Consider the following 13,206-nt stretch of genomic DNA (forward strand, 5'->3'; position numbering starts at 1 on the left):
ACGAGGTGAACTATGGCCATGGACCGAATGGAGGCTTTGTTGAAGCAAGAGCTGGCGCAGCTGGACCGGTCCGGCGTGCGCAAGAGCCGGGAAACGATCATTACCGGCGTTCTGCCGCCGCGGGACGGGCACGGCATCCGTTATCTGCTGAAAGGAGAGGGAGACCGTCCGTTTCTCCGCATGAACTCCAACGGCTATCTTGGGCTCGCGCATCACGCGGACGTGATGAGGGCGGAGGAGGAAGGCGTCCGGAATTACGGTGCGGGTCCCGGAGCCGTGCGCTTCATCAGCGGCACCTACGAGCCGCATGTGCGGCTGGAACAGCGTCTGGCCGAGTTCCACGGCCGCCAGGCGGCAATGCTGTTCAGCTCGGCTTACGCGGCGGTGATGGGCGTTTTGCCGAGTCTGATCAGCCCCGAAACCGCGGTCATCAGCGACGAGTTGAACCACAACTGCATCATCAATGCGATCCGCCTGGCCCGGCCGAAGGAGAAGTTCGTTTACGAGCATTTGAACCTCGATCAGGCCGAGACGTTTTTACGGCAGGCGGCCGAGTCGTGCCGGCGGGGAATCATCGTGACCGACGGCATCTTCAGCATGCGGGGCGATCATGCTCCACTAAGGGAACTGATGGCGCTGGCCGAGACCTATGATGAAAAATTTGCCGAAGGGGTGTTCGTCGTAGTCGACGACTCCCATGGCGTCGGCGCTTTCGGGCAAACCGGCCGAGGCACCGAGGAGTATGCGGAGTGCGGGCCGGCGGATATTTTGATCGGTACCTTGGGAAAGGCTTTCGGCGTCAACGGGGGGTATGTCGTCGGCAGTTCGCTGCTGGTCGATTTTTTGCGCGAAAAAGCTCCGCTCTACATCTATTCGAACCCGATCACGCCGGGCGAAGCGGCCGCCGGCGCGAGAGCCGTGGAAATCGTGAGCGGTTCCGAGGGGCAGCAGCGGCTCGCGCGGCTGCGAGACTTGACGGCCAAGTTCCGGCAAGGTCAAACGGATTCGGGATTCGAGACGCTTCCCGGCGCGCATCCGGTCGTCCCTTTGATGCTCAGGGATACCGAAAGGACCCGAAGCATGGTCCTTCATCTGCGCGAGCGGGGCATTCTGGCGACCGGGATCGTTTATCCGGTAGTGCCCCGCGGCGACGAAGAAATCCGGTTTCAGGTTTCCGCGGATCATACCGAAGCGGACCTAGACGAGGTCTTGACGGCGCTGCGCGAGTTCAGGCGAACGAACGCCTCGTAATCGAACACCGGTTCCCGTGGCAAATCGGCCGGCAACCGTTTTCGAGCGCACGAGTCTTATGAATAAGCTTTCGCGTGAATATGCGGCGGGGCGCAAGTCGACAGGGCGACTTCGGGTTGTATATCATGTGCCCGGAGCGGCACGGAAATAAGGGGCTGAGCGCATATTCGGCCCCATCGACCCAAGCCTTACAGGGTCACAACACAACAACCAATGGACCGAACCACCAAGCAGAAGCCGGAAATTTGGACGAGCCGGACAGCATGCGCTGGACCAGGGCTTCGGTGGAGACTTTTTGGACTACTTACAGACTTGACACTTAATGGGAAAGACCTATGCAAGTACCACTAGAGATTACGTTTCGAGGCATTCCTCATTCCGACGCCGTTGAAACCCGCATTCGGGAGAAAGCCGCAAAACTGGAGCAATTCTGTGATCACATCATCAGCTGTAGAGTCGCCGTCGAGGCGGAGCATCATCATCAGCACCAGGGTAATCTCTATAAAGTCAGAATCGATTTGAGCGTTCCTCAGAAGCAGATCGTGGTCAGCCGCGACCATCACGACAAGCAGGCACATGAGGATGTGTACGTCGCGTTACGCGACGCGTTCGATGCCGCAAAGCGTCAGCTCGAGGAGCACGTCCGCATGCAGCGTGGCGAAATCAAGAACCATAAAATTTCGTCCACCGCCCTCTAATCGTTTAACCACACGACGGTCCGGGGCGTAACGAGATTTAATTGCTTCTTACGCCCCGCCGGTGTCCCGGTTCCCGCCAAAACCCTTTTCTCAGTTCCGCGCCTGTTTTATATCCGAGTGTCGTGACAGAGCGACATGTGCCGGCGGCGTCACGGGCTAATCGTTCTGTTCGCAGCAGATAGCGGAATCCGTCATGGGCTCCGTCGGGCTGATTACGACTCCGGTAATGGGATTGGGCCGATAAGTGGTACAACCCTTTAGTCCCATGTCGTAGGCCTGGCGGTACAGTGACTCCATATCGGAGAAAGGAAAGTTCTCGGGCAGGTAGACCGTTTTCGAAATGGCGTTGTCCACCGAACGTTGGATTGCGACCTGCATACGTAAATGTGCGAGCGGCGACAATTCGAAGGTGGTGACAAAAGCCGGCGGCAGCGTGTGCTTCGAACATTCGAGCTTCCACAACCGGACCGCATAGTTTTCGATGTCGTAGTTCTGAAGACCTTCGGGAGTTAGGACGCGTCGTTGATAGCGCTCGGCAAATGCCGGTTCGAGCCCGTTGGACACGTTGTTCGCGAGCAGACTAATGGAGCCGGTGGGCGCGACCGCCAGCAGATGGCTGTTCCGAATGCCGTGTCCGGAAATGCCTTTTCTGATGGTGCGCGGCAAGGCCCGAACAAATGGACTCTGTAGGTATTTGTCGCGATCCAAACAGGGGAAAGAACCCTTTTCGCTCGCCAGTTCGATCGACGTCCGATATGCCGCGAGACACACGGTTCGCATGATTTTGTCGGCAAGCTGACACGCCTGTTCGTCGTCGTAGCGCACACCCAACATTATCAGGGCGTCCGCCAGCCCGGTAATTCCCAGACCGATACGCCGTTTATCGAGCGCTTCATTCCGCTGTTGCGGCAAGGGAAACCGGCTGACATTGATGACGTTGTCCAGCATGCGCACAGCCACGGCGGTAATCCGTTCGATGCCCGCGAAATCCAGAGCGGCGTGATCCTCGAACGGCCGCGATACGAAGCGGGTGAGATTGATGGAGCCCAAATCACAAGCGCCGTAAGGGGGCAAGGGGATTTCGCCGCAAGGATTGGTGGCCGATATGTGTTCGCAATACCAAAGATTGTTTTCCCGATTGATGCGGTCGATGAACAGAACGCCCGGTTCGGCATGTTCATAGGTGGACCGCATGATGGCATTCCACAGGTCGCGGGCTCTGATCACTCGAACGATACGGCAGGGAACAGGGGTGTCGGTATGGGACCAGCGTCTCAGAACGATCTGTCCTGTACCGGCAGGGGTTCCCTCGGGATTGACGGGAAATACCAGCGGCCAATCCCGATCATGCTTCAGCGCGTCCATGAAATCATCCGTGATCAGTACGGAAAGATTGAAGTTCCGTAGCTCGCCGAGGGTTCGTTTGGCACCGACAAAGGTTTCGATGTCCGGATGATCGCAGCGCAATGTACCCATCATGGCACCACGTCGGGCACCGGTCGAAAGAATCGTGGCGCACATGCTGTCCCAAATGCGCATAAAAGATACCGGGCCGGAGGCGACGCCACCGCATCGGTGGGCGGGGATGCCGGACGGGCGCAGGGTGGAAAAGTCGTAACCGATGCCGCCTCCTTGCTGCATGGTGAGCGCCGCTTCCTTGAGCGCCGAGAAGATGCCTTCCATGGAATCTTCAATAGTGCCCATTACGAAACAGTTGAACAGCGTGACATCGTGTCGGCTGCCGGCTCCGGCCAGAATTCGCCCGCCCGGCAAGAACCGGAAGTCTTCCAAGGCTTCAAAAAAAACGCGTTCCCAATGGGCGGAATTTTCGGGCTCCGCGCTGGCCAGGGCTCGCGCTACACGCCGCCAGGTATCCCTTACGCCAAAGTCGCGGCTCGCTTCGTCCGTGAGACGGTATTTCCAATTCCAGACCTCCCGTGACACGGGGTTTTCGAATACATCGGCGCGGTCCTGCATGAGACATCTCCGCTGCGTTTTGCGAGATCGTTGTGCCGGGATGAGCGGCGGGGGCAAGCTGGATGCCCGATTTCGCCGCGACATCCGACATTGTTCTTGCCTTAGACGCTTAATTCATCCCTGTTTTCTCTGAAGGCTCTAAATCTTGCCAAACGATTTTGCTCCGGGACGCGAGATCGTGCCAGCTACGGCCTTGCGAATCGAACAAAACCCAGAGATAGCCGAGGCCTAGGCAGCCGAAGGATATCAAGCCGCAGAAGAAGCGAATCGAAGCCTGGCCCCAGGAGATGGAAGTGTCGGCTGTCGTGCACAGGCGAATTTTCCAGGAACGCATTCCGAGAGTTTGTCCGCCATGGGTCCAGAACCACCCGACAAACGCGAAGCTGACCGTCAATAGATATGCGCTATACAGCCCGTGGTTCGGTTGAAAGGCTTCTCCGTGATGAAGCGGCAGCAGGAGGACCGTTGCGGCGAAGAGTACCGCAACCAGCACGACCATGTCGTAAACGAGCGCCGCCAGGCGGCGCAGCAAGCCGGGTGAGTTGTGCTTCGGAGTCACAAAGGCGACTCAATCGGAGTCTTCGACGCGCGTCCCCGCCTTATGCGGAGTTCGTCGCAGCGGATGAAACATCAACTGCGGCGCTCGAAACATTTGGCTTGTGCATGGTTTTTGCATTAATCATTAACGAGCGGTTTTTCCGGAAGTTGGTACTAAATCACATTATCTCGCGCCGTCCGCATGTAAGCTGAACGTCGAACAGTTTCGACCGGCGAGATAGCAGGATGACCGTTCAGTGAACGCTTGGTTTATCGTCGTTACTCAACGACAAGAGTCTCTGGGTTTCGTTAGCCGCCGATTTGGCGCCAAAGAACATCGAGAGGTAGACCAGTAGCGCGACTAGCAGCATGGACAGGGTGATCGGTGGGCGTACCAGGGGCAAGAACAGCAGAACCAAAAAGTTCGCGATGAGAGCGCTGGTATGAATCGGGCAAGCAAGGAATACGTCGAGTCTGGGTTTAAACATGTATCTCCTCTTCCAAAATCTTTTGCAATCATGGATTCGTAGAGATGCAGAATCGTACATCCCCTTCGAGCTGGATCGCCATTCCGGTGGCAATCCGGGAATCCTTGAAGTCGGGCAGCCGGCAGCGAATAGTAGCATAAAGGCTATGCAGGCCGCGGCGTTGTTGCAAAAGGGGATAATCGAACTGATCGTCAAGCGGTTTTCCTTCTACGCCTTGTTGACGATATGCTGGATATTGATCGCCGCTGCGGGATTGGCGTTCGCCGTTTTTCTCGACATTCAGCGGGAAACCCAGCGGTTTTCCGAGACGTCCGCCCTGATTCAAACGCAATTGGTTTCGCAGACGCGTCGCTATGTTGATGCGACACATGGACTGGCGGCATTCCTCAAGACCGAGGAGCCCATAAATCAGGAGAAGATCACTACCTACGCGCGCCTGATCTCGGACCAGGATGCCGGCATCTACTTCATGGGCACCGTTCCGAAGTTCGACAAGGAGACTTTGGAAGAATTCGTTGCCTTAAGGCTTCATGAGGGTGTCGCTTCTTCGGTACATCTTTTTTCCGATCGTAGGAATCGCCTGATTCGAGTCGCGGCTGTGGGCAAACCGTTCTTGTATGCTCCGAATTCCATTGCGCCGGACGCCGATGAGACGCGACCCTTGTCGGAGACCGATGTCGATTTGGTATCGGTACTCGGAAACGCCTTTCAGCGCGCTCTGAGGTCCGGAGAAATTGCCGCCAGTCGCTCGTTCCTGCTCAATAACGGCGATTGGGGTTATGCGCTCGTGGAGCCGGTAAGTTTAACAGGCGGCGTAAGTTTCGCCGTAGTGATATGCAGGGTGAAGGCTCTTTTCCATCTCCCTTCCGATTCCGTTGCGTTGGCGCTCACCCTGTTCGAGTCGGTGCACGCTGGAGCAAATCCGGGTGACAAGTTGATTCATAAGCAGGCTTCGCCGGCAACGCCCCTCGAATCCAGCTTGTTTCCCAAGCTGCTTTTTCGCAGCTCTTTCGGAGAGCCGGAGAAACACTTATCTCTCGAAATCGAACAACAATTGGGGTGGGCGAATCTTGATTGGAACCGGCTGAACCTGATTTTTGTGGGATCCTTGGCATGTCTCCTCATGTTTTTCAGTGTTGCCAGAATCTATGACCGCTATGAAAAACGTAAACTCGAGGAGGGCAACAGGCTATTTTTGTTGGCCAATTTCGATCCGTTGACCGGACTGCCCAATCGTCAGTTATTCATGGATCGGTTGGATCAATCGCTGGCCGAAGCTCACCGGTCGAGGCGGAAGGTGGCCGTGCTTTACCTCGATTTGGACGGATTTAAACAGGTCAACGACTATTACGGGCATCAGACCGGGGACAAGGTCTTGCAACGCGCCGCCCGCATTTTTCAGCATTCCGTTCGGGAAACGGATACCGTAGGCCGATTGGGAGGAGACGAATTCGTAGTGCTTCTGCAGAATATCGGAGACCGTTCCGGTGCGGAATCCGTGGCCAGGAAAATCAAGAAAGCGTTTTTCCAACCGTCCGTGGACGTCAATGGAACCAATAAGTTGATGCCGGTCTTAGGCGCTAGCGTGGGCATCGCCGTCTATCCTGAAGACGGCTCGACCACCGCCGAATTGCTGAGGGCAGCCGATCAAGCCATGTATCGGGACAAGGCCGTCGGCAAGAGCCAACAGAGTCCCACCCTTGTACTCAAATCTCTGGATTGTCATCCGGCGTCGTGGTGACGATCACTGCTTTTCCAACGCATCCCGTCACAAGTACTTCCGGAGCGGCGTCAGAACGAAAGACTGATCGCCGCGTCCCCGGCGCGGCGCATTGAGCTCGTTTGCGTCCGGCTCCGGCGTTTTTTGGGGTCCATTCAGCTATCGCGATTTATACCGGCGACTTCGTTTCAGAACCGCGCAGGGACAAGCGGGTCCTAATCATTAGGAGCGGAAATCCTCCGATTACTGCTTTAAAGCATTGAATATTCATTGTGGATACGGAGGTCTGTCATGAAAACATCAATCATCATCACCGTGCTCGCATTGCTGGGTTCATCCTGGGCAGCGGCTGAGCAACAGCGAGTTCCGGGAACTCCCAACCCGGATGAAGCGACTGAAAGATCCCTGGACATTACCAACCAGCCGGCCGAGCCGCCGGCCCAGCGCCCGTCCGGCCAGCAGATCGAAAAGGACATACCGGCGACCAAGCATCAGGTCGAGGTCGAACGGGAAATCAAGAGCGAGCGTTTCAAAAAGCTGGACGAGAACCGCGACGGCCTGATTTCCGAAAGCGAAGGTCGCTCCGACAGCAAGTTAATGGAACGTTGGCGCGAAATGGACAGGAATCAGGATGGCCAATTGGATCCGGATGAGTTTTCGAAGTTCGAGCAGAACGAACCAGCCGAATAGCCGGCTGCGTAAATGCGGACTGGCGCATTGTCATTTCCACCTCGAAGACGCTATTGCCGATTCCTTCGGGGGCGCCGCAACTATCCCTGCCGCTTTCAACGGCTCACGGCCGCTCAGAAGGTGATCTTTCCTCGGGTCGCATCGGGTGTCGCTTTCGGCGGCACCCTCATTTCAAGCGGAGCATTGGCTATCCCGTCTTGCCAAGCATGGTCTTACGGAGATAGGCGAACGGTTTTGCCGATTGCGTGAATGACCGAAGCGGCCGGGCCATTGCGGTAAAGCCGAGCGTCTTCAAGATTTCATGCGGGTCGCCTTGTGGAGTTTGAAGCAAGGCTTGATCGAGTCCGTGTATCGCTAAATAGCATGGATCGTCCGGGACGGACCCCAGGCTTAGCGGATTCAAGGTTCGTAGGGCAGGGCCGACCTTGGTCGGTACGCAACCGACAGCAAAACTGTTACGAGGTTCCGATTCAACCAGATCGCGGCTGCCGAGGGCATGATAGTCACCGCGGCCCATCAGCGGTTGACCGGGATATTCGGCATTTGAACAGCAAGACCAGCCGTCCTCCACCGTAAGAATGCAGAAGACCATAATGATCGGCTTTTCACATTCCGAAACGGCCTTTATCACCGGCTCCCCCTGTTCGAATGTCCTTTGTCTGACGATGCAGCGGTCGGTTTCCGTGAAGGAAAAATGCGAGTCAACGTCAAAGGATGTCGGATACTTTGCACCGAACGAGATGCTCGACGGAACGGCCGGCTTAGCGGCGACGACGCCCGACAAAATCGAAACCGCTGCGGCGGCAGCGGCAATGCTGAGGGTTTTCATAGGGTTCTTCCTTGAGATGGTTTCCGTCGCTCGTGTCTCGTTCGGAGTCCCGATCAGCTACCAAATTGTGCGTACAAGAAGATACCCGCATCAATTCGCGGCATAACATAAGTATGCTTCCATAGGTGTACAAACCTATACCGTCGGCTCGACTTACTCGACACCATTAAGTACCAATACGGTAGCGGGAACTGAATAAGCGGCGACTTTCTCGAAGGGGTTAGGTCGCCTGATGTGCCTTGCTGATACGGTTCCAGGCGGAAATTTCCCTCATGCTAAGGAGGCTGCCGACATGGACTATATCGATATTGCTCAGATCGTTGAAGAATGTACGCGAGCCGAAGCGTTGCAACGCCTGAAGGCGTCATTGGCCGAGAACGAACAACAAATTACCGACCCCGAACGGGGGCTGGTGGTTTGTCTCGATTGCGAGGCTCCTATTCCTTTGGAGCGCCTTGCGGCCAATCCCCGCGCGGTACGCTGCATCGATTGCCAACTGGAGTACGACCGCGAGCAGCAGAACGAGGCTCGGTTATATCCGAATTTCGATGACCGGGATAAGTGAGGTCTCGCACTTTGGTCCAGCATCTGTTCGGCGTAATTGCCCGCCGCTTTTGCGAAAACCGGTACGAGACCTGATCGAGTCTACCGTTTGCTCGCGATACGGTTGGTTTCGCCGATTTATTCGTGCTGCTCTGCAAGGCTCTCGCGCATCCAGAGCAGCAATGTAATTTGCCGGGTCGCTTGGTATCCACGCGATACGGCAAAGATGTTTTCAAGGACCAAAATGGACCGAGTGTTATGTTGCCATCCGATTGTAGCGTCCAGCTCATGGACATTGACGATTCGATATCCGCCGAAGACGCCATTTCGGTTCAGTCGCGAAAAGACGAATTTCTCGCGATGCTGGCTCATGAATTGCGCAATCCGTTGGCATCCATCCGTAACGCGGTCGAAGTGTTGCGCCGCTTGGACTTGCAAGAGCCAAGGGCGGAGTGGGCACGGGAGGTGGTGGACCGCCAGGCGGCTCAGTTGTCCCGAATGATCGACGACTTGCTCGACGTATCCAGGATTACCCGAGGGACGATTACGCTTCGCCCGGCCCCGCTCAATCTCGCTGCGATAATCGTTCGGGCCATCGAAGTCAATTTGCCGCTGATCAAGGCCCGTCGGCTCAAGCTCATCGTCGAATCGGGGCCGCTCGATCTCGATCTGGACGGTGATGAGGTGCGCCTTACCCAAGCCTTGGCCAATATTCTCAACAATGCCGCAAAATACAGTAACGAGGAGGGGCGGATTTGGCTCTCGGTGGAGATCGAATCGGGCCAAGCGGCCGTGCACGTCAAGGACGAGGGAATCGGCATACCTCCCGAGCTTTTGTCCCACATTTTCGATCTGTTTACTCAAGGGCCGAGGACATTGGACCGCACGCAAGGCGGCCTGGGGATAGGGCTTTCCGTGGTGCGACGCTTGATCGAAATGCATGGCGGGAAAGTGGAGGTTTCCAGCGAGGGCGAAGGACGCGGCACCGAGTTCGTCGTGTGGCTGCCGCTCCGAGGCGAACAAGGCCTTATTTCCGGTCGCGATCCTCACGATTCTCCGGCGACCTGGTCCCGGCTAAACTTTTTGGCAACGTAGTGATCAACCGCCTGAGGCTATGGTTGCTTTCCTAAGCTCAAGCCGGACGTTGTCCGGCTTTTTTCGTCGTTCGATCGCGGGTTAAAGCCCGCTCCCACTCATAATTCCATTCGGCATTCGAGTGAACACTCATCGTAGGGTGGGTTAGCCCTTCGACAGGCTCAGGACGGGCCCCTCGGCTCCGCTCGGGACAGGCCCTTCGACAAGCTCAGGACAGGCTCCGCGTAACCCATCGATTCAAGGTCGCTCGATGGGTTTCGCTTCGCTCTACCCATCCTACAAGAATGAATTCCTCGGAAAGCGATTTGGAATAAGGCGCCTGCAATCAATCCATACGCGCCAACGGAAACGGCTGTAAGAAATGCCGCGGCGTCAAGCCATGCGGCTGATCGGCTTTAGTCCGAGGCGCCTGGCAAGGCGATGCAGATTGCCCCGGTCCAGTCCCAGGCGGCGAGCCGTTTCCGACCAATTGAAACGACATTCGTCCAGCGTCTTGAGGATCAACTGTCGCTGAAAATCGTCCACCGCGCGTGCAAGCGATATCGGGTTCGTTCCGAACGCCAAGCCGGTCTTGGCATCCACGCTCCAGTGGATTTCAGAGCCGATGTCCAAATCTTCGGGTTGCAAGGTCAATGAACGCCCGCGGTCCGCCGAGGCGCGCAGAGCGGCGCGGAGAACGACGTGCTCGAGTTCCCGTACGTTGCCGGGCCATGAATAGGCCCTCAGGGCTTCGATGGTCGCGGGCGCCAGGTTGGCACGGTCCAGACCAAGGCGCGTCCGCGCCTGATCCAGGAAATATCCGGCCAGCGGCGCAATATCCGTGAGCCGTTCCCGCAGCGGCGGTACGTTCAAAGGGTACACGCTGAGCCGATGATAGAGGTCGGCTCGGAACCGCCCCGCCTTCACCTCTTCGTCGAGCTGACGATTGGTTGCGGCGATGATGCGGACGTCGGCCCGGTGGCTCTTGTCCGAGCCGAGCCGCTGGATCTCGCCGAATTGCAGGGCACGCAGCAGCTTCGCTTGGATAGCCAGGGGCAGTTCGCCGACTTCGTCCAGAAACAAAGTGCCTCCCTCCGCCAACTCGAATTTGCCGGCCCGATCGGTGTGGGCGCCGGTGAACGCGCCGCGGACATGTCCGAACAGTTCGCTTTCGGCCAAGGACTCCGGCAGCGCGGCACAGTTCACGTACACCAGGGGTTGGTCGGCCCGCAGCGATTGCGCGTGTATGACGCGAGCGACCACCTCCTTGCCGACCCCCGTTTCTCCCATCACCAGGACCGTCAGATCGGATCGGGCAACGATACCGATGTTGCGCCTCAGTTCCTGCAGCGCGGGGCTGTCGCCGAGTATCTGCCCGCGGCGCTGTAGGGCCTCGTTGACCAGTTCGCTGGTCACCAGTTCGCGGTGTCTAGCCAATCTTTCGAGCGCACTGATAAAGGATTCGTGACGCAGCGCCACCGTCGCGATGGCGGCAAAGGTCTGGAATATGTGGTCGTCTATGCCGTCGAATACGCCGGGTTTTAACGCATCCGCCGAGAGCACTCCGAGCAGGGTGTTCTCGTTATAAAGGCTACAGCCGATACAGGAATGGACGGGCAATCGGCCTCCGGCATCATTCAGCAATAGCGAATCGTAAGGATCGGGCCTAGGGTCGTCGGCCTCGAATCGGATCGGTGTTCTCGAACCGAGGATCGCCGCCAGCCGGGGATGTTGCTCCGGGGCGAATTGGCGTCCCATGACCTCGGGCGAAAGGCCCCGCGTCGCCACGGGCACGAGTACCCCGTCTTGGAAGCGCAACAGGGCGCAAGCGTGATTTCCCGTGACTTTGGCGAAAATTTCGAGAAATCCCTCGAGGCGCTCTTTCATCGAAAGATTCGCCGTCAGGCTCAAGACCGCTTCGCGAATCGCGCTCTCGGTCGTTCTTATCTTCGAGCGTTCGTTCATATTTCAAAGGTTCGTAGTCGAACATTCCCATAGAGGCGTAGTCGAATTAACCACAGTGCTGTCATAGTGACAGCAATGAGTTCTTGTGGCAATTGGCGCGTTATTTCCGAATGCACGGTTATTAACCCTGCCTCTAAATTAGGCCGGGTTAATCCGGGGCAGGGATGCCCAGGCGCGGCGACAAGCCGCGTAAGCCCAGGCCGGGCGTGTGCCGGGCCTGGGCGGCGGCCCGAAATACCAGAAGGGTATTTACGGGCCTGATTAATGGATTCGAAGCTTTGTTGGAGGGTTGAAGGTCAGGCCGGGTTGTTGTTTGTTGTCGAGTCGATGTCATTATGACGACATTGGCCGGTGTTTCTTTGAAATGTTTTTTGAATTCAATCACCTGCGTTGTGGCATTAGGGTTGCTAAGGATGGGGCACGGGTGCCCGGCGCATCGGACATGTCTACGTCGGAAAGCGACGAATAGCTTGTTCGAAGCGATGTCCGGGTTCTTTATCTCGCACTGGATTCCATGGGACTGGGGTACCTCCCAAATATGAAACGTTATAGCTTGTTGCTGTTTTTGCTGGTTGCACTGAACGCTTGTCTCGCTCCTCCGATCAAGCCGCCTGCCGACCGGTCGGGCAGCTTGCAGTCGATCCTCGTGATTCCGGTGGAACCGCCGCCCCTCGAAGTGATGCCGGACCTCATCGAATCCCGGCTGCCCATTTATCGGCAAAACGATACCGTTCCTTACGATCTGTTTCTGGAAAGGAAGATTTACCGGAATCCCGGCGGAGTACTGATCGCCGGACTGGTAAGCCACAATGATATCGTGCCGGAACCGTCTCTCCCGCGAATCGCGTCCGTGGCAGACAATCCTGAGCTGGCTCCGGTCGCCTCGCTGGCGGAGAACTGGGCCCCCACGCTGGTGTTGGCGCGGGAAGCGGCCGAGATGTTGACCGCCGGGGGATTCAAAGCCGTTTCCGCCGAGCAGTACTACCCGTTGCCGATCGCCCCCGGCAACCGCACCGCAAATCTCGCCTACTGGCATAACGCCATCCGGCAGTGGTACAACGGCGACACCTCGTCCGTCGATTATCGGTCCCACGCCAAAGAGCGGGTGGATGCCGTGCTGGAGGTGGGAATCGGGACCTACAGGATTTTCGAGTCGCAGACGCCCTTGCAGGTGCTGGTCAAGCTGATTGACCCCGCCACCGGGCAAGTCATCGGAAGAGCCGATGCCGATGCGTATCCGGTGGCCGGAGCGGCACCCAATCTTCTCGACCACGAAGCGGAAAAGTTCAAGCAGCTCGTGACCGATGTCGGCGCGAAGCTCGTTCGCCGCGGCTTGGCCGACTTGGGGCTGCCGGCGCCGCGGCAAGCCCGGTCCGATCAGCAGAGCATCGAAGCCGCTTCGGCGGCTATGGCGAGCAGCCGCTCCGAATGACA

12 protein-coding genes are annotated in these 13,206 nt (G+C 57.3%); 7 read left to right on the top strand and 5 right to left on the bottom strand.

Going from position 1 to position 13,206, the window contains the following annotated elements:
• The first annotated feature begins 12 nt into the window (after nt 1-12).
• Both B2A78_RS04310 and B2A78_RS04315 read left to right on the top strand, forming a co-directional pair.
• Nucleotides 13-1,251, top strand: a complete 1,239-nt coding sequence (locus tag B2A78_RS04310; protein WP_077728669.1) for an aminotransferase class I/II-fold pyridoxal phosphate-dependent enzyme — start codon at nt 13-15, stop codon at nt 1,249-1,251.
• A 335-nt stretch (nt 1,252-1,586) separates the two neighbouring features.
• A complete protein-coding gene (locus tag B2A78_RS04315) occupies nt 1,587-1,949 on the top strand; it encodes an HPF/RaiA family ribosome-associated protein (RefSeq protein ID WP_077728670.1) in 363 nt (120 codons plus the stop codon).
• A 156-nt stretch (nt 1,950-2,105) separates the two neighbouring features.
• Here B2A78_RS04315 and B2A78_RS04320 read toward each other — a convergent pair whose 3' ends face one another.
• From B2A78_RS04320 to B2A78_RS04330, 3 genes are all read right to left on the bottom strand, one after another.
• A complete protein-coding gene (locus B2A78_RS04320; RefSeq protein ID WP_077728671.1) occupies nt 2,106-3,926 on the bottom strand; it encodes an adenosylcobalamin-dependent ribonucleoside-diphosphate reductase in 1,821 nt (606 codons plus the stop codon).
• 109 nt (nt 3,927-4,035) lie between these two features.
• A complete protein-coding gene (locus B2A78_RS04325; protein WP_240502397.1) occupies nt 4,036-4,485 on the bottom strand; it encodes an RDD family protein in 450 nt (149 codons plus the stop codon).
• A gap of 232 nt (nt 4,486-4,717) precedes the next feature.
• On the bottom strand, nt 4,718-4,951 hold the full coding sequence (locus tag B2A78_RS04330; RefSeq protein ID WP_077728672.1) for a hypothetical protein: 234 nt from the start codon (nt 4,949-4,951) through the stop codon (nt 4,718-4,720).
• 145 nt (nt 4,952-5,096) lie between these two features.
• Between B2A78_RS04330 and B2A78_RS04335 the strand changes: the two genes are divergently transcribed.
• Both B2A78_RS04335 and B2A78_RS04340 read left to right on the top strand, forming a co-directional pair.
• On the top strand, nt 5,097-6,692 hold the full coding sequence (locus B2A78_RS04335; RefSeq protein ID WP_168175340.1) for a GGDEF domain-containing protein: 1,596 nt from the start codon (nt 5,097-5,099) through the stop codon (nt 6,690-6,692).
• Nucleotides 6,693-6,962: 270 nt separating this feature from the next.
• Entirely contained in the window at nt 6,963-7,361 is a 399-nt protein-coding gene (locus tag B2A78_RS04340) for a hypothetical protein (RefSeq protein WP_077728674.1), read from the top strand.
• Nucleotides 7,362-7,548: 187 nt separating this feature from the next.
• Here B2A78_RS04340 and B2A78_RS04345 read toward each other — a convergent pair whose 3' ends face one another.
• Nucleotides 7,549-8,190 carry a hypothetical protein gene (locus B2A78_RS04345; RefSeq protein ID WP_077728675.1) on the bottom strand — a complete coding sequence of 214 codons (642 nt, stop codon included), beginning with the start codon at nt 8,188-8,190 and terminating at the stop codon, nt 7,549-7,551.
• 292 nt (nt 8,191-8,482) lie between these two features.
• Between B2A78_RS04345 and B2A78_RS04350 the strand changes: the two genes are divergently transcribed.
• Nucleotides 8,483-8,755, top strand: a complete 273-nt coding sequence (locus B2A78_RS04350) for a TraR/DksA C4-type zinc finger protein (protein ID WP_166642682.1) — start codon at nt 8,483-8,485, stop codon at nt 8,753-8,755.
• 236 nt (nt 8,756-8,991) lie between these two features.
• Nucleotides 8,992-9,828 (top strand): HAMP domain-containing sensor histidine kinase, encoded by an 837-nt coding sequence (locus B2A78_RS04355; RefSeq protein WP_077728677.1) that lies wholly within the window; start codon nt 8,992-8,994, stop codon nt 9,826-9,828.
• 372 nt (nt 9,829-10,200) lie between these two features.
• Here B2A78_RS04355 and norR read toward each other — a convergent pair whose 3' ends face one another.
• The gene (norR, locus tag B2A78_RS04360) at nt 10,201-11,772 is read right to left on the bottom strand and encodes a nitric oxide reductase transcriptional regulator NorR (protein ID WP_077728678.1); all 1,572 of its coding nucleotides are present in this window, start codon (nt 11,770-11,772) and stop codon (nt 10,201-10,203) included.
• Nucleotides 11,773-12,310: 538 nt separating this feature from the next.
• On the opposite strand from norR, the gene B2A78_RS04365 reads away from it, so the two are divergent.
• Entirely contained in the window at nt 12,311-13,204 is an 894-nt protein-coding gene (locus tag B2A78_RS04365; protein WP_077728679.1) for a hypothetical protein, read from the top strand.
• The last annotated feature ends 2 nt before the right edge of the window (nt 13,205-13,206 follow it).

The organism is Methylocaldum sp. 14B (genome assembly GCF_002005105.1).
GTDB lineage: Bacteria > Pseudomonadota > Gammaproteobacteria > Methylococcales > Methylococcaceae > Methylocaldum.